This window comes from Bacillus sp. AK124, from assembly GCF_053903085.1.
This window is the reverse complement of record NZ_CP096378.1, coordinates 3,051,697-3,068,029: the sequence shown is the minus strand read 5'-3', so window position 1 is coordinate 3,068,029 and position 16,333 is coordinate 3,051,697. Positions and strand designations below refer to the sequence as shown.

Below are 16,333 nucleotides of genomic sequence, written 5' to 3'. Positions count from 1 at the left end.
GGAAATCTTCATGTTGCCTCATTGTGAGAAACGCCCTATTTTTCTGAATCTTATTGACATGCCGGTGTCACAAAATATACACTTTTTTTGTCATTGAAAATGATAATCTTTATCAATTGGAGGAATGCTTTCTATGCCTGTACAAACGAGTTCTAAAAATCAAGTGTTTTTGGAGCAGCAAAATAGAAGAGAGTCTAATGCGCGTTCATATCCGAGAAGATTTCCGCTCGCCATGCAAACCGCGGAAGGCGTCTTGGTGACTGATGCGGATGGAAAGCAATATTATGACTGCCTGGCAGGAGCGGGGACGCTTGCGCTTGGTCATAATCATCCAGTTGTGATTGAAGCGATTCAAAAAATGCTTGATGAAAAACGCCCGCTGCACACGCTTGATATCACTTCGGAAATCAAAGAAGAGTTTGTCAGCGAAGTATTTGCAAGCCTTCCTGAGGCGTTTGCCAAACGGGCGAAGATCCAGTTTTGCGGTCCGACCGGCGGCGATGCGATCGAAGCCGCTCTCAAGCTTGTCAAAACGGCAACGGGCAGAAGAACCATCTTGTCGTTTCACGGTGCCTATCATGGTGCAACTCATGGAACGATGGCGCTGAGCGGTAATTTATCTCCAAAGGAAAATGTCCAGGGACTTATGCCTGATGTGCATTTCCTGCCATATCCGTATGAATACCGCTGCCCGTTTGGAAGAGGAGGAGAGGCGAGCCACAAGCTGTCGAGCGCATATATCGAAAATATGCTGGATGATCCGGAAAGCGGAATTTTACAGCCGGCCGGGATGATCTTTGAAGCCGTACAAGGAGAAGGAGGCTCAGTTCCGGCTCGGGCTGAATGGATAAAAGAAATGAGAAGGATCACAAAAGAACGCGGAATCCCTCTGATCATTGATGAAGTGCAGACCGGCATCGGCAGAACCGGAAAAATGTTTGCGTTCGAGCACGCCGGCATTATACCGGATGTCATCGTCCTTTCAAAAGCGATCGGCGGAAGCCTTCCTCTGTCTGTCGTCATCTATGATCAAGACCTTGATCAATGGGGACCGGGGGCGCATATCGGTACATTCAGAGGGAACCAGATGGCGATGGCGGCCGGAAGTGCAACGTTAAAATATATAAAAGAGCACGATGTACTGTCACATGTAGAAAAAGTCGGCGCGAAGCTCATGCAGGAATTGCAAGACATTCAGGAACACGTTCCTGAAATCGGTGATGTCCGGGGACGAGGGCTGATGATCGGCGCCGAAATTGTCGCACCGCATAAAAAACAAAACACAAACGGCAGCTATCCGGCTGATGCGGAGCTTGCAAGCGTGATTCAAAGAAAATGCTTTGAAAAAGGACTGATCGTTGAAACGGGAGGACGCCATGGAAGCGTGATCCGCTTCTTGCCGCCGCTCATCGTAACAGATGCGCAAATCGACGATATCATCACGATCTTCAGAGAGGCCGTCTATGAAGCAGTCAAGTAAACAGAAAAACTTTGATTCCCTGTTTATGCACAACGGCGAACAGGGGATCAAAGCATACCGTGACGCGGCCGAGGCCGCTGTAGAGACGCTGTGGGCCGATTGGAAAAATAAAATGAAGCCCTACAGCGGGAAGATGCCGAATGAATTAAAGCACGAAATTAAAAACTTGTTTTCGTTTAAGGAAGCGGGAGAACCGCTTGCGGATGTTCTCGCTGATCTAAAAGAAGCCTATTTGCCGCACCGGATTCATGTTGAAGATCCAAAATGCGCCGCACACTTGCACTGTCCGCCGCTCATCCCGGCACTCGCTGCAGAGATGCTGATCAGTGTGCTGAATCAGTCGATGGATTCGTTTGATCAAAGCGGAGCGGCTTCATTGATCGAGGAAGAAATGGTGCAGTGGCTTTGCCGAAAGTTCGAGTACGGAAAGAATGCTGACGGAACATTTACGAGCGGAGGCACACAGTCTAATTACATGGGACTTCTGTTGGCCCGCGATGCTTTCTGTGAAAAGCAGTGGAACTGGAACGTACAGAAGGACGGACTGCCGCCGGAAGCGGACAGGCTGCGGATCCTCTGTTCAAAGGATGCTCATTTTACCGTGAAAAAGTCGGCTTCCCAGCTCGGACTTGGAGAGCGCGCCGTCGTACTCGTCGATACAGATGATGAAAAGCGGATGAGCCTTTACGATTTAAAGCGAAAAACAACGCTGCTTGAGGAATCGGGCTTACATCCATTTGCGATTGTTGCCACATGCGGTACGACGGACTTCGGAAGCATCGATCCGCTTTCCGAGCTTGCGGATGCCGCGCATGCCGGCGGGCTTTGGCTTCACGTTGATGCCGCGTATGGAGGGGCGTTGATTTTGAGCAGAACCCGCCGCTATAAATTGGCCGGTATCGACAGGGCCGACTCCATCAGCGTCGACTTCCACAAGCAGTTTTATCAGCCGGTCAGCTGCGGCGCTTTTCTTGTCAAAGACAGAAGGCATTTCCGCTTGATTGGTTATCATGCCGATTATTTAAATCCTGAAGAGGATGAAGCGGAGGGAATCGTTCATCTCGTCAATAAATCGATTCAGACGACGAGGCGCTTTGACGCTTTAAAGCTGTTTGTCTCGCTGCGTGTGCTTGGAGAAGATACATTCGCCGAGATGATTGACTGGACATTCGCATTGGCCGAAGCGACAGCGGAAAAAATCTCAGCAAGCGATCGGTTCGAACTGCTGAATCCGCACCCTGAACTGAACGCTGTCGTCTTCCGCTGCCTCGCCTCAGAAGACGACGCAGAGAACGACCGTTTGAATAAATGTATCCACAGAGAATTGTTCAGAACGGGACAGGCGGTGATCGCCAAGACGGCAGCAGCCGGGAAAACGTATTTAAAATTCACGCTGCTGAATCCGCGGACGACGCTTTCGGATCTTGACGACATTCTCGGCAGGATTCAAGAGCTGGCAAGTCTTTATACGAATAGCAGGAGGGTAACAAGATGAGTTCATTTAAAGAAATAGCAGAAAACGCTACGATTCAAAGTTTTTTAAATTGCTATTTGCGTGAAACCGGCATCAAAACCCGTGAGATCGCGGACGGCTCTCAAAAAACGCTGATTGTTCCGCTAAAACGCCAGCAAATCGAGCTGATCGTTCCGATCAAGTACTGGTCGAAGACGGGAAGGCACCTTTTCTCATTTCCGCTTTACTATCAAACAACCCAAAACAAGCCGCTTCCGCTCGACTATGTCACGCTCGTCTCCCTCGCTTCAAAAGAATTGCTTCTTCAGCAAAACCGCGGGGGTGCCGAGGATGAATTCTTGCTCAGAGTCATTTTGAGCTGCCGCAATATCAGCCGTTATGTGGAAGAACGGGCCGGTGATCAAAATGAGCTTAGCCGCGCTGATTTTACGTTTATCGAAGCGGAGCAGTCGCTCTTGCTCGGTCATCTGATGCACCCGACGCCAAAAAGCAGGCAGGGCATGAAACCTGAAGAGGAAAACATTTTCTCACCTGAATTGAAAGGGGAGTTTCAGCTTCATTACTTTAAGGCGCATGCCTCGCTCGTTCTGCACGATTCAAGTACTGGAACAAAAGCGCCGCTAGTCATACAAGAGGAATTGAGAAACGACCCGATGATTGATAATGCGTGGCTAGACGAGCAAACGGCCGATCCGGATTTTGCGCTTCTTCCCGCACACCCGCTCCAGGCGAGAGCTTTGCTGGAGGAGCCGTATGTGCAAAAATTGATCGATCAAGGTCTCCTTACATATCTCGGTGCAAAGGGCAGGACGTTCACGGCGACATCCTCCGTCCGCACGGTTTACAGCAAGCACTCGCGCTATATGTACAAATTCTCGATCCCGATCAAAATCACGAATTCGCTTCGTGTGAACAAGCAGAAAGAATTGGACAGAGGTGTTGAAATGGCCCGGCTGCTTCAGACAGAACTCGGTCAAAGGTTAAAACAGGAGTTTCCGGGCTTTCGCGTTATCACAGATCCTGCCTACATCTCGATTCGGGGGGAGAACAGGGAGTCCGGCTTTGAAGTCGTGATTAGGGAGAATCCGTTTTATGAAGACGACCGTTCTGCATGTCTGGTCGCCGGGCTTTGCCAAGATCACGCCTTCGGGAAAGAGTCGCGGCTGTCCTCTGTTATCCGCGGGCTGGCGTTAAAAGAAGGGCGGACAACGGAAGAAGTGAGCATTGATTGGTTTGACAAATATTTATCCATTTCGATAGAGCCTGTTTTATGGCTGTTTGAAACATACGGGCTGGCGATTGAAGCGCACCAGCAAAACGCCGTTATCCGCTTAAAAAACGGCTATCCGGAGACGTTTTACTACAGGGATAATCAAGGCTATTACTACAGCGAATCAAAAGCCGGGATTCTTTCCAAGCTGATCGAAGACTTGAGCGAAAGGAGCGAGACGATCTGCACGGACGGCGTGGCTGTTGAGAGACTGCGCTATTATTTCTTCTTCAACCATCTGTTTGGGCTGGTGAACGGGTTTGGCTGCGAAGGGCTGATCCGGGAAGAAACGCTCCTGTCCATGATCAGAGAGCGGCTTGAAAAAGCGGAACACATTTACGGCATCACTGAGTTGACGGACAGCCTGCTTCGGTTTTCGGAGCTTCCGTGCAAGGCCAATCTGCTGACGAGATTTTACGACATGGATGAGCTGACGGGCTCGCTTGAAACCCAGTCTCGTTATACGTCTGTCGGCAATCCGCTGTTAAAGGAGGCGGCGGCCGTCCAATGAACGACCGGATCACATTTCAAAAAGCGGACTATGCAAGAGACGTATCGCTCGTCTATCGCTGGATGCAGGAGGAGCACGTCATCCCGTTTTGGCATTTAAACATGCCGTTTGCAAAATTTGAAGACCATTTTCACAAGGCCATCACAGACCCCCACCAAACGCTGTACATCGGCTCTATCGACGGTGTGCCCATGAGCTACTGGGAGTCGTACTGGGTCAAGGGGGACGTCATTGAACACCACTATGATAATGAACCTTTTGACCAGGGCATCCACCTGTTGATCGGAGAAAAAGAGTACTTGGGAAAAGGGCTGGCCCTTCCGCTTTTAAAAGCGATGGTCTGTATGCAATTTGCCGAGCCTAACACAAAAAAGGTCATCGCAGAGCCGGATATCCGCAACAAAAAAATGATTCATGTTTTTGAAAAATGCGGGTTTCGCCCGATTAAACCTGTGAATCTCCCTGATAAAACCGGATTATTGATGTTTTGCGAACGAGAACGTTTTTTTGAAAAGGGGAAAAAAGATGAACTCTACAAAGAGAGCCACTGATGTATATGATGTCATCGGCGTCGGCATCGGGCCGTTTAACCTTGGCCTTGCCGCATTAGCCGATTCCGTGCCTGAGATTAATGCGCTGTTTTTTGAACGAAATGAAAGCTTTAACTGGCATCCCGGCATGCTGATTGAAGGGACGACACTGCAGGTGCCGTTTTTGGCCGACTTGGTGAGCATGGCCGATGTGACAAGCGAATACAGCTTTTTAAACTATCTCCAGCAGCATAACCGTCTGTATTCTTTTTATTTTCTGGAAGACTTTCATATTCCGAGAAAGGAATACAACCACTACTGCCGCTGGGTGGCAGAACAGCTTGACTCGTGCCGCTTCGGGATGAATGTTGAAAGCATATCGCTCATTGAATCGAATCCGGAGGCGCTTTTTAAAGTGCGGGTCGTGAATCGGGAAAACGGCGGGGAAGCCGTTTATTACACGAGGCATGTTGCGCTTGGCATTGGGACGGGCCCGCACGTTCCCGAAACGCTCTCAGACGCTTTGGGAGGCTCGGTGTTCCATTCAGCTGAGTATTTAATGAGAAAGCCCGACGGATTTAAAGGGAAAAGGGTGGCCGTCGTCGGCTCCGGTCAAAGCGCAGCCGAGGTGTTTTATGACCTCGTCGGTGTAGATGAAGCGGAGCATGTCAGCTGGCTCACCCGCTCAAAAGGCTTCTTCCCGATGGAATATTCGAACCTCGGGCTCGAATATTTTTCGCCTGATTATATCGATTTTTTCTATCAGCTTCCACAGTGGAAAAAAGATGAATTGCTAACGCAGCAGGATCTCCTTTATAAAGGAATCAGCGCGAAGACGATCAGCGATATTTATCATCTTCTGTATGAGCGGACCTGCGGAGGGCGGGAAGCGGCTTTTGATCTTCAGTCCATGACAGAAGTCAAGCAGATCGAACAGCATGGAGAAACGCTGATTCTGCACTGCGCAAACCGGGTGAATGAAGAACGGTTTGAGCGGCAGGCAGATGTGGTCGTCCTGGCGACGGGCTATAAAGAGAGGCTGCCGGAGTGTCTGGCACCTGTTGACAGCCTGATTGAAAAGGACGCGGGCGGCCGCTATGTCATTACGCGCGACTATAGACTGGTGACAGCTGCAACATCAAAAAACCATATTTTCGTTCAAAACGGAGAGCTGCACACGCACGGCGTCGGAGCGCCTGACCTGGGACTCGGCGCTTACCGGAACTCGGTGATCATCAATCAGCTAGCCGGGAGAGAAGTATACAACGTCAGCCACAAAACGGTTTTCCAGACATTCGGAACAGGAATCACCGAAAAAACCGCGGTGCCAAACGGCTAATAAAGGAGGCATTTTCATGTTGTTTCAAGATGAATTAAAGAGGGTCCTCAATCCGGACAGGTGGACAGAAGTCAATCGGCGATTACTGGCGAAGATGCTTTCTGAGTATATGTATGAGGATATCATCAAGCCCGATTTCATTGAAACTGAAGACGGCATCAACCGGTATGAGCTGAGAACGGCGGAGGATAAGGTGTACCGGTTTGCCGCCAAACCCCGCATGTTTGACAGTTTTGACGCGATGCCGGAGACGATTGAAGTCTTCAAGAGCGGACAATGGACAAAACAAGTGAGCGCGATTGAATTTCTCCTCGATATCCAGCCGCATATCCCGATGAGTCCGGAAACAGCGGGGCATTTGATCAAAGAGTTCAACCATACGATGCTGGCGGATGCTCATCTTTTGGCAAAGGATGCGCTTACGGCTGACGAGCTGACCGAAGCCGATTATGCCGTCATTGAAGGCGAGATGACAGGCCATCCGTGGATCGTCTACAACAAAGGAAGAATCGGTTTTGGCTATGATGACTACCTCCGGTTTGCACCGGAAAATCAGAGAGCCGAACGGCTGCTGTGGATCGCTGTACACAAAGAGACCGCGTCATTCCACTCAGTTGAAGGACTCGATTATGAAACGCTGATTCATAAAGAGCTTGATGAGCTGACTTTAAGGCAGTTCGCTAAAGTGATAGAAAAGCAGGACGCAGCCAGTGAAGACTATTATTATCTGCCCGTCCACAAATGGCAGTGGACAAATACGATCATTCAGCAGTTTCCGGAAGAAATTGCTTCAAAAGCGATCATTCCTTTAGGGGAAGGCGGAGACGAGTACCTGCCGCAGCAGTCGATCAGGACCTTTACAAACATCACAAACAAACACAAGCATCATATTAAACTGCCGATGAGCATTTTAAATACGCTTGTATACAGAGGACTGCCGTCGGAGCGGACGGTGATCGCGCCGAGAATTACTGAGCATATTAAAGGGATCGCCGAAAACGACGCATTTCTAAAAGATGAATGCAGGGTGATCCTGCCGGGCGAAAATGCCAGTCTGAACGTTGATCACCAATACTATCATGCTCTTGAAAAAGCCCCGTATCAATATTTGGAAATGCTCGGCGCTATTTTCAGAGAAAGCATTTATACGTATTTGGAAGATGGAGAGCAGCCTGTTACGCTCGCTTCTTTAACATACATTGATCAAGGCGGCGTGCCGTTTATCAGGCGCCTGATCGAAAAGTCGGAGCTGTCAGCGGAGGAGTGGATCGGAAAGCTGTTTAACACCGTGATGCCGCCGCTTCTGCATTTCATGTACCGCTACGGAACCGTATTTTCGCCGCACGGACAAAATACGATTCTCGTCTTAAAAGATTATCAGCCGCACAGGCTGGCGATTAAAGATTTTGTAGATGACGTCAATATCAGCGACCAGCCGCTGCCTGAACTGAGCGGTTTGACAGAAGATTTAAAAGTCGTTCTCAGAAGCGAGCCGCCGGAAGGGCTTGTGCAGTTTATCTTTACAGGGCTTTTCATTTGCCATTTGCGCTATGTGGCCAACATTTTGGAAAATGACGGTCTGCTTCCTGAAAAGCGCCTGTGGAAAGCTTTGGCTGATGCGATTTTGGAATATCAGCAGAGATTTCCTGAACTGCATGAGCGCTTCGAATTGTTCGACTTATTCAAGCCGGAATTGACGAAGCTCTGCCTCAACAGAAACCGGATGGTCGACTACGGCTATAAGGACGGAGATGACCGCCCGCACGCCTCCGAATTCGGAAAAGTGACAAACGCGCTTGCGCAATTTAAAAAAGAGGCCGCAAAGCTTTAATGCTCATGCGGCAGAGAATGCCCCGCTTCCGGCGGGGTTTTTTATGTCAATTTCTTATACATCAAAATATGAGGTCCGATCGGCGGTATATCGTAGACCCCGCCTTGTTCGCTGAAGCCGAGCTTTTTATAGTACCCGCTCACAGATGTCCTGGCGTTGCACCATAAAAGGTCTGCGCCTTTTTTCCGAAGAAGCTCTTCGGCATGGCGGATAAGCGTACTGCCCGCTTTTTGCTCGCGGTACCCTTCAAGTGTCGCCATCCCTCTCAGCTGATACTGTTTTTGGCCTTCAAGCTCTGAATGTTCGGCTTGATGAAAGGAGGCGATGCTGATCAGCCTGTCCCGATAATATCCGCCGAGGTGAAACGTGCCCCCGAGCAAATCGGTTTCATACTTGCATGCTTCCAGCGGCTGATTCGGCCGGAGAATGCGGTGCCTGATCTCATACGTATCTTCCGCGTTTATAGGTTTGACTTCAATCATATGATTCCTCCTTCAGTTGCAGTTCAGATTGGGCGAACGAAATTCCGCGTGCTGTTGAAATCATGACTGTCATTCCATTATATAACGTTGGCGGAAACGATCAAAGCAGGATAAACGCCTTCACCTGATCTGCCTTTAAAGAATCATTTCCCCCGAGAGGCGATCCCTAATCCCTATATCGTAAATGGCGGAATATACCGTCCGTCCACATCTGTAAACTGATATTCTTTGGCTAAATCACCAACTCTTAACGCACGTCCGCTTTTCTCCATCACATCCGGATCTTTGGCCAATGCTGTGATTCCGCGTCCGACATAATAAGGCGTTTCGGTTTTCCTTAAATCTTCTGACTCCTGCCAATCCGCCTCATCTGATTTATGGTACTTCAGCACAAGTTCGGTTCTCATAAATCCCGGCGAAACGGCAAGAACGGCAATGTTGTCCCGTTTTAATTCCAATGAAAGACCGTACGCCATCCGGACGATGGCGTTCTTGGCCAAATCGTAATAAAACTGTCCGGTGTATTTGTTCTCATCCCAAAAGGTCGTATGAATGATAAGAGCTTGTTTATTTTCGCGAAGGAGCGGCACGGCGAAGTGGTTCGTCGCCAGCTGGGCGCGCACCCCTGCGGTGAACATCGTATCCCAATTTTTTAATGACAATTCCCAAAAAGGCTTTGCCTCGACACCCAGATCGTGCGCACCCCATACATTGTTGATCAAGATATCCAGTTTTCCTTGTTCTTCGCGAATTTTAGCGATGACAGCCTCTGTTTCTGAATCGTTCGTATGATCACATCTTACAGCAATACCCTTTCCGCCGGAAGCTTCAATTTGTGACACGGTGTCATCAATTGTACCGGGCCATTGATTCGTGGAAGCCCCCCTGATGCTGCGGCCTGTCATATACACGGTTGCACCGGCTTTTCCAAGTTCGACAGCGATGGCGCGGCCGGCGCCTCTGCTTCCGCCTGTTACGAGAGCGATTTTTCCTTTCAGCGGTTTCATTCATCCCATTCCTTTCATTATAAAAGATATGCTCATTATAAAAGCTGAATCTTGACAACCATTGTCATATTTTATTAAATAAGTTCATCCATTGATAAAAAAGGTGGTCATATGAGAGGAGATCGACTGATATCTATTCTTTTAATGCTTCAGGCGCAGGGACAAATGACGGCGAAAGAATTAGCGGAAAGGCTGGAAGTCTCGGAGCGGACGATTTACAGAGATATGGAAGCGTTAAGCGGAGCTGGAATTCCCGTTGTGGCCGAGCGCGGGATTAACGGAGGCTGGTCATTGCTTGATGATTACCAAACCACTTTAACCGGTTTAAAAGAATCTGAAATACGCGCATTATTTGTCCCGCTTTCTGAACAATTGCTGGACGATCTCGGATTAACCCGCATATCCGAAGAAGCCCGAAATAAACTGATAGCCTCGCTGCCTTCGGTATATCGTCAAAACGCAAAAGACGTGTGGAACCGAATATATATTGATACCCGTGCATGGCGCCATAAGAAAGAAAAAGCAGCATCCTTTGAAGTGCTGAAAGATGCCATATGGAAAGATCAAAAATTAAAAATCGTTTATCAGCGGGCAGATGGACAAACAGCTGATCGAATTGTAGCACCGCTTGGACTGGTAGCTAAAGGGTCAAACTGGTATTTGATTGCATCTAAAGAAAATGGGGAGATTCGAAATTACAGGGCTTCACGGATTCATTCTGCCACTCCTGTCCGCGAAACATTTGAAAGGCCCGAAAACTTTGATATTGCTCACGTATGGCAGTCTTCAACAAAGGAATTTATCGAAAGGCTGCCGACGTATGAAGTGCGGGTGAAGGCGGCGCAGGACATCTTGCCGAGGCTGTCGTTTACCAATTATTTTGTGCGGATCATCGAAACAAATGAGGTCGATCAGGAGGGGTGGATCCCCGTTACATTATCTTTTGATACGGAAGAAGAAGCGAAAAGGTATATACTCGGGTTCGCAGAGCACATAAGGATTATTGAACCTAAAGAACTGCACGGGAAGATACTCAACATGGCTGAATCCATTGTTGCTCATTATAAATCCTGAAGTATTCGCGGCATATGTTACGTCCATACAAAATGAACCCTGCAGGCCGCAAACGGCAAGCAGGGTCTTCGGGTTAATGAACATTGAAATATCTGGCTTCCGGATGGGAGACAACGATCGCTGATACGGAAGCTTCGGGCTCCATCATAAAGCCATCTGTTAAATGAACGCCGATTCCTTCAGGCTGGATGAGTCTGAAGAGTTTTTCCTGATCTTCGAGATTCGGACAGGCCGGATATCCGAAGGAGTAGCGCTGTCCCTGGTATTTCGCCTGAAAACGCTGTTCCATCGTGAAGTCTGGTGCATCAGGGAAGCCCCAGCGGTCGCGGATAACTTGGTGCGTCCGTTCGGCGAGTCCTTCGGCCAGCTCAAGAGCAAGCGCTTGTACCGCATGACTTTTCAAGTAGTCGCCTTCCTCCTTAAAGCGGTTTGCGGCTGCTCTTACATGTCTGCCCGCTGTCACGGCAAAGAACGAGACATAATCGAGCTCTCCTTTCGGTCGGACATAATCGGAAATACAGCGGTACGGAAGCTTTTCCTGCCTAGGAAAAACAAACGTTTCAAGGATGCTGTCTTTGTTCCCGGGGTCTAAAATATGGAGCGAATCCCCGTCGCTGTACGCGGGGAAAAATTGATAGACGACGGCGGGGTCGAACCAGCCGTGCTCTTTCCCGTCTCTCAGCAACTCGTCAATCAGCTCTTTCAGCTCCAGTGCTTTCGGATGCTGTTCAGCCAGGAGCTTTTTGACTTTTCCTTTCAAGCCGAGGTGATGGCCGAGCAGCATTTGTTCATTGACATACGGCACGATATAGGAAAGGTCGATGTTTTTCAAATAGTGCCGCTTCAAGTCTTCCGGCTGAAAGACCGGCGCCTGCGGAACGTGCGCCCGTTTTTCAAGCATTTCAATCACGGCTTTCGTCTGCTTTTTCTCCGCGACGGCGGCGGGTGCAGCGGCTTCTTTTTTCTCGAGAAACTGCGACGGGTCCGTCCGCAGCTGATTGGCGAGCGATAAGCCGTCCATGGCGTCCTTCGCGTATAAAACCGGCCCTTTATATTCAGGCGAAATTTTCATGTTCGTGAACTTTCTTGAAAGCGCGGCTCCGCCGACCATAATCGGGATGGAAATATCCGCTTTGTCGAGGTCCTGCGCTGTAACGACCATTTGCTGCGCCGATTTGACGAGCAGGCCGGACAGACCGATGATATCGGGATTCTCTTTGCGGACCGCTTCAATTAATTCCTGCGGTGTCACTTTAATCCCAAGATCGACAACCTTGTAGCCGTTGTTGCTTAAAATGATGTCGACTAAGTTTTTGCCGATATCATGGACATCGCCTTTAACGGTTGCCAAAACGATCTTTCCTTTGCCGCTGTCGTCTTTCTTTTCCATATACTGTTCGAGAAAGGAAACGGCAGCTTTCATGACTTCTGCCGACTGCAGCACTTCAGCGACAATCAGCTCATTGTTGTTAAACAGCCGTCCGACCTCCGCCATGCCGTCCATAAGCGGACCGTTGATCACGTCGAGCGGGGCGGCAAATTTTTTCAACGCTTGTTCGAGATCGGGAATCAAGCCTTCTTTTGTACCCTCGATGACGTACTCAGCCAAGCGCTCTTCCAGGGAAAGAGATGTTTTCGGCTGTTTGTCCGTTTTTTTCTTTCCGCGGTAGAAGTCAGTGAAGGATGCGAGCGTTTTGTCATCAGTGTGAAACAGAAGTTTTTCAGCCATTTCGACTTCTTCTTTAGGAATGGAAGCGAACCGCTCAAGCTTTTCCGTATTGACGATCGCGTAATCAAGCCCGGCCTGTGTTGCGTGGTACAAGAATACAGCATTTAAGATTTCCCGGCCGACGGGCGGAAGACCGAATGAGACGTTGCTGACGCCGAGAATCGTTAAACATTCAGGGAGCCGCTCTTTGATGAGGCGGATGCCTTCGATCGTTTCTTTAGCTGAGCCGATGTATTGTTCATCACCTGTTCCGACAGGGAAGACGAGCGGATCGAAGATGATATCGCTGGCCGGTATTCCGTACTTTTCGGTGAGCAGCTGATACGACCTGACGGCGACGGCCAGCTTCTTTTCCGCGGTGACCGCCATTCCCTCTTCATCGATCGTACCGACGACGAGTGCCCCTCCGAACTGTTTGACGAGCGGGAGGATGTCAGCGAACCGTTCTTCGCCGTCTTCAAGGTTGATCGAATTGATGATCGCTTTTCCCTGTGAGTATTTCAGCGCCTTTTCAATCACCGTTTTGTCCGTCGAGTCGATGACAAACGGGGCTTTTACTTTTTTCATCGCTTCTGTTAAGAAGCCTTCCATATCTTCCGCTTCATCGCGGTCCGGGTCTGCAAGGCAGATGTCGATGACATGGGCGCCGTTTTTCACTTGGGCTCTCGCGATTTCGGATGCTTCCTCAAATTTCTGTTCAGCGATCAGCCGCTTGAATTTTCTCGATCCGATGACATTTGTCCGCTCCCCGACAAAAAGGGGACGCATCGTTTCTTCATAAATTAGTCCGTCGATCCCTGAGACGGTGTGCGGCTTTTTTTCCGAAGGGACCGTCCGCGGCGGCAGCGAGGCTACTTCATCGGCCAGCGCTTCAATATGGGCGGGCGTCGTTCCGCAGCAGCCGCCGACAATGTTCAGCCAGCCTTCTTCTGCAAACGCCTTGATTTTTTTCGCGAGCGATTGCGGTGATTCATGGTATTGTCCCTCCTCATCGGGGAGGCCGGCATTCGGATAGCAGCTGACGGCCGTCCTCGCAAGGGAAGAAAGGGTTCTGATGTGATCTGTCATAAATTCCGGGCCCGTCGCGCAATTTAAACCGACGCTGACCGGCTTCATATGCTCGAGTGAGATATAGAACGATTCGATATCCTGGCCGGCCAGTGTCGTGCCCATCGGTTCGATCGTGCCTGATACCATGAGGGGAAGGGTTTTGTCGGTTTTTTCGAAGGCTTGCCTGATGCCGATAAAGCCCGCTTTAACGTTCAGCATATCCTGGCTCGTTTCGAGCAGCAAGAGGTCGGCTCCCCCTGTGATCAGCGCTCTTGCCTGTTCCTCGTAATTATCGATCAGCTCGTCAAAGGTCGTGCCGCCGGTGACGGAAAGGGTTTTTGTCGTCGGACCCATCGCGCCGGCGACAAACCTTGGCCATTCAGGTGTGGAAAACTTTTCGGCGGCCGCTTTGGCGAGTTTGACTGAAGCGAGGTTGACTTCATAGGCGCGCTGCCCGAGGTCGTACTCGTCCAGAACGAGCCGTGTGGCTCCGAATGTATTGGTTTCGATGATATCGGCTTTAGCGGCCAGATAGGCTTCGTGGATGCCCTGAATGATATGAGGTGCCGTGATGCTTAGAAATTCATTGCACCCTTCATAGGCCTCGCCGCCGAAGTCAGCGGCGGACAAACCGGCATTCTGGATCATCGTTCCCATCGCACCGTCAAGGACGAGGATTTTTTTCTTCAGCTGGTCATTGATGTTAGACATTTGTTTTCTCCTTTTCTTTCTGGTGGATATATGCCGTCAGTTCGGCGGTTAAATCAGACCGCAAAAACGGTGTGATCAGATAAATGCCGTTGAACAGGTCGCACGCCGCATCAAGCAGGGAGCGGGCGATCGCGAGCCCTTCCTCGGCCTGTTTTTGTTTGTCATTTCCCGCCAGCGCCATCTTTTCGCGGATTGAATCGGACAGTTTGATGCCGGGGATTTCGTTGTGGATGAATTCCGCGTTGCGGCTGCTGGTCAGCGGCATGACGCCGATATAGATCGGTGTTTCAAGATGCTTTGTTTCTTCGTGGATTTTGATGAGCTGCTCCTCTGAATAGACAGGCTGGGAAATGAAATAGTCTGCGCCGCAGGCGATTTTTTTCTCAAGCCGTTTCACCGCTTTGTCAATGTGTCTGACATTCGGATTGAAGGCGGCCGCCACTGAGAAATTTGTTTTCTTGCCGAGCGGTTTACCTGAATATGACAAGCCTTCGTTAAACTGTTTGATCAGGCTGATCAAATCGAACGATGTCAGATCATAGACGGAAGTCGCTCCCGGAAAGTCGCCGATTTTCGACGGATCGCCGGTAATCGCCAGCACGTCTGACAGCCCCAGTGTATCGAGCCCCATTAGATGGGACTGCAGGCCGATCAGGTTGCGGTCTCTGCATGTAATATGGATCAGCGACCTCATATCGAGGCGCTGTTTTAAGAGCGCGCCGCAGGCGACATTGCTGATCCTCGGTGTGGCAAGCGAGTTGTCCGCCAATGTCAGTGCATCGATTCCGGCTGATTGAAGCTCTTTAGCGGCGTGCAAAAATTTCTCAAAGTTTAATTGTTTTGGAGGATCGAGTTCGACGATAATGGACCGTTTTTGCTTGGCCAGATCGTCGAGAACGGGCTCTGTCCTTTCGTTTTGAACAGCAAGCGCCGCTTTCTTTCTGATTTTCACGTGTTTTTCGGTGACTGGAGGAAGCCCTTTGACCGCCTCAGCCATCGCCCTGATGTGGTTCGGCGTGGTTCCGCAGCAGCCGCCGATGATCCGTGCGCCTTGATTGCGGAATTCCTCCGCGCTTTCCCTGAAATATTCATCATCTGTCTCATAAACAAGCCTGCCTTCGACAAGGGACGGGAGGCTGCTGTTCGGATAGACGGAAAGATAGGCGTCTTCTAAAAGCGGGACTTCTTCAAGCGCTCTGATCATATGATAAGGGCCGAGGCGGCAGTTGATACCAACGACGTCTGCGCCGAGGGATGCCAGCTGCTTCAGGCCGTCCGCAAGCGGGGTTCCGTCCTGAAGAACGCCCTCTTCGTGCATTGAGACATTCAAAATGATCGGCAGCTCTGTTTCCTTTCTGGCAATCTTTAAAACTTCGCGCGCTTCTTCTAAATCATAATAGGTTTCGAGCAGAAGTCCGTCCGGCTGCTCATTTAACAGAAGATAGAGCTGTTCGCGGAAGCTTCTTTTAATGTCCTCGAGAGAATACGAGTTTTTGTTGAACGTCCGGATTCCGCCGAGCGTACCGAGAACATAAGCAGAACCGGCGGCGGAGCGGGCGAGACGGACCGCTTTTTCGTTGATTTGTTTTGTTTCGTCTTCGAGCCCGTATCTGGACAGCTTGATGAAGTTTGCGCCGTACGTGTTCGTTTGAATAATATCGGCGCCGGCCTGTACATACGCTTCGTGGACGCGTCTCACTTCTTCGGGCTTGGAGATGTTCAGTTCCTCAAAACACCTGTCGATCCCGTAGGAATACAGAAGTGTGCCCATTGCGCCGTCCGCGATTAACGTTTTGCTTTTTATATCCTCCAAAAAACCCATCGTTTTCCCCCTTAAGCATTTTT

The 16,333-nt window shown here is 49.9% G+C and carries 11 protein-coding genes; 7 read left to right on the top strand and 4 right to left on the bottom strand.

Annotated elements, in window-relative coordinates; genetic code table 11:
- Window positions 1–133 precede the first annotated feature (133 nt).
- From M1E06_RS15475 to M1E06_RS15450, 6 genes are read left to right on the top strand one after another with little or no spacing between them, the layout of a single operon-like run.
- Entirely contained in the window at window positions 134–1,480 is a 1,347-nt protein-coding gene (locus M1E06_RS15475; RefSeq protein WP_095323659.1) for an aspartate aminotransferase family protein, read from the top strand.
- Complete coding sequence (locus M1E06_RS15470; RefSeq protein ID WP_026579917.1) at window positions 1,464–2,975, top strand: pyridoxal phosphate-dependent decarboxylase family protein; 1,512 nt, start codon at window positions 1,464–1,466, stop codon at window positions 2,973–2,975. The genes M1E06_RS15475 and M1E06_RS15470 overlap by 17 nt, the downstream gene beginning before the upstream one ends.
- The gene (locus tag M1E06_RS15465; RefSeq protein WP_095323658.1) at window positions 2,972–4,735 is read left to right on the top strand and encodes an IucA/IucC family protein; all 1,764 of its coding nucleotides are present in this window, start codon (window positions 2,972–2,974) and stop codon (window positions 4,733–4,735) included. The genes M1E06_RS15470 and M1E06_RS15465 overlap by 4 nt, the downstream gene beginning before the upstream one ends.
- A complete protein-coding gene (locus M1E06_RS15460; protein WP_020450900.1) occupies window positions 4,732–5,286 on the top strand; it encodes a GNAT family N-acetyltransferase in 555 nt (184 codons plus the stop codon). Before M1E06_RS15465 ends, M1E06_RS15460 begins: the two co-directional genes overlap by 4 nt.
- The gene (locus tag M1E06_RS15455) at window positions 5,261–6,604 is read left to right on the top strand and encodes a lysine N(6)-hydroxylase/L-ornithine N(5)-oxygenase family protein (RefSeq protein WP_035338984.1); all 1,344 of its coding nucleotides are present in this window, start codon (window positions 5,261–5,263) and stop codon (window positions 6,602–6,604) included. Before M1E06_RS15460 ends, M1E06_RS15455 begins: the two co-directional genes overlap by 26 nt.
- 16 nt (window positions 6,605–6,620) lie before the next feature.
- Window positions 6,621–8,435: an IucA/IucC family protein gene (locus M1E06_RS15450; RefSeq protein WP_020450902.1), complete on the top strand. Its 1,815-nt coding sequence runs from the start codon at window positions 6,621–6,623 to the stop codon at window positions 8,433–8,435.
- A 41-nt stretch (window positions 8,436–8,476) separates the two neighbouring features.
- Here M1E06_RS15450 and M1E06_RS15445 read toward each other — a convergent pair whose 3' ends face one another.
- A complete protein-coding gene (locus tag M1E06_RS15445) occupies window positions 8,477–8,917 on the bottom strand; it encodes a GNAT family N-acetyltransferase (RefSeq protein WP_020450903.1) in 441 nt (146 codons plus the stop codon).
- Window positions 8,918–9,090: 173 nt separating this feature from the next.
- Window positions 9,091–9,924: a dehydrogenase/reductase SDR family member 1 gene (locus tag M1E06_RS15440; RefSeq protein ID WP_020450904.1), complete on the bottom strand. Its 834-nt coding sequence runs from the start codon at window positions 9,922–9,924 to the stop codon at window positions 9,091–9,093.
- 111 nt (window positions 9,925–10,035) lie between these two features.
- Here M1E06_RS15440 and M1E06_RS15435 point away from each other — a divergent pair, with 111 nt between their 5' ends.
- Window positions 10,036–10,998 carry a helix-turn-helix transcriptional regulator gene (locus M1E06_RS15435; protein WP_026579913.1) on the top strand — a complete coding sequence of 321 codons (963 nt, stop codon included), beginning with the start codon at window positions 10,036–10,038 and terminating at the stop codon, window positions 10,996–10,998.
- A gap of 73 nt (window positions 10,999–11,071) precedes the next feature.
- On the opposite strand, the gene metH is transcribed toward M1E06_RS15435, so the two are convergent.
- Together metH and M1E06_RS15425 are read right to left on the bottom strand one after the other, a co-directional pair.
- The gene (gene metH / locus M1E06_RS15430) at window positions 11,072–14,488 is read right to left on the bottom strand and encodes a methionine synthase (protein WP_035338982.1); all 3,417 of its coding nucleotides are present in this window, start codon (window positions 14,486–14,488) and stop codon (window positions 11,072–11,074) included.
- Window positions 14,481–16,310, bottom strand: a complete 1,830-nt coding sequence (locus M1E06_RS15425) for a bifunctional homocysteine S-methyltransferase/methylenetetrahydrofolate reductase (protein ID WP_035338980.1) — start codon at window positions 16,308–16,310, stop codon at window positions 14,481–14,483. Before M1E06_RS15425 ends, metH begins: the two co-directional genes overlap by 8 nt.
- Window positions 16,311–16,333 lie beyond the last annotated feature (23 nt).

Coding starts and splice junctions, on each gene's coding strand:
- M1E06_RS15460 (WP_020450900.1), top strand. CDS start 4,732: ATGAACGACCGGATCACATTTCAAAAAGCGGACTATGCAAGAGACGTA.
- M1E06_RS15455 (WP_035338984.1), top strand. CDS start 5,261: ATGAACTCTACAAAGAGAGCCACTGATGTATATGATGTCATCGGCGTC.
- M1E06_RS15470 (WP_026579917.1), top strand. CDS start 1,464: ATGAAGCAGTCAAGTAAACAGAAAAACTTTGATTCCCTGTTTATGCAC.
- M1E06_RS15465 (WP_095323658.1), top strand. CDS start 2,972: ATGAGTTCATTTAAAGAAATAGCAGAAAACGCTACGATTCAAAGTTTT.
- M1E06_RS15440 (WP_020450904.1), bottom strand. CDS start 9,924: ATGAAACCGCTGAAAGGAAAAATCGCTCTCGTAACAGGCGGAAGCAGA.
- metH (WP_035338982.1), bottom strand. CDS start 14,488: ATGTCTAACATCAATGACCAGCTGAAGAAAAAAATCCTCGTCCTTGAC.
- M1E06_RS15475 (WP_095323659.1), top strand. CDS start 134: ATGCCTGTACAAACGAGTTCTAAAAATCAAGTGTTTTTGGAGCAGCAA.
- M1E06_RS15450 (WP_020450902.1), top strand. CDS start 6,621: ATGTTGTTTCAAGATGAATTAAAGAGGGTCCTCAATCCGGACAGGTGG.
- M1E06_RS15435 (WP_026579913.1), top strand. CDS start 10,036: ATGAGAGGAGATCGACTGATATCTATTCTTTTAATGCTTCAGGCGCAG.
- M1E06_RS15425 (WP_035338980.1), bottom strand. CDS start 16,310: ATGGGTTTTTTGGAGGATATAAAAAGCAAAACGTTAATCGCGGACGGC.
- M1E06_RS15445 (WP_020450903.1), bottom strand. CDS start 8,917: ATGATTGAAGTCAAACCTATAAACGCGGAAGATACGTATGAGATCAGG.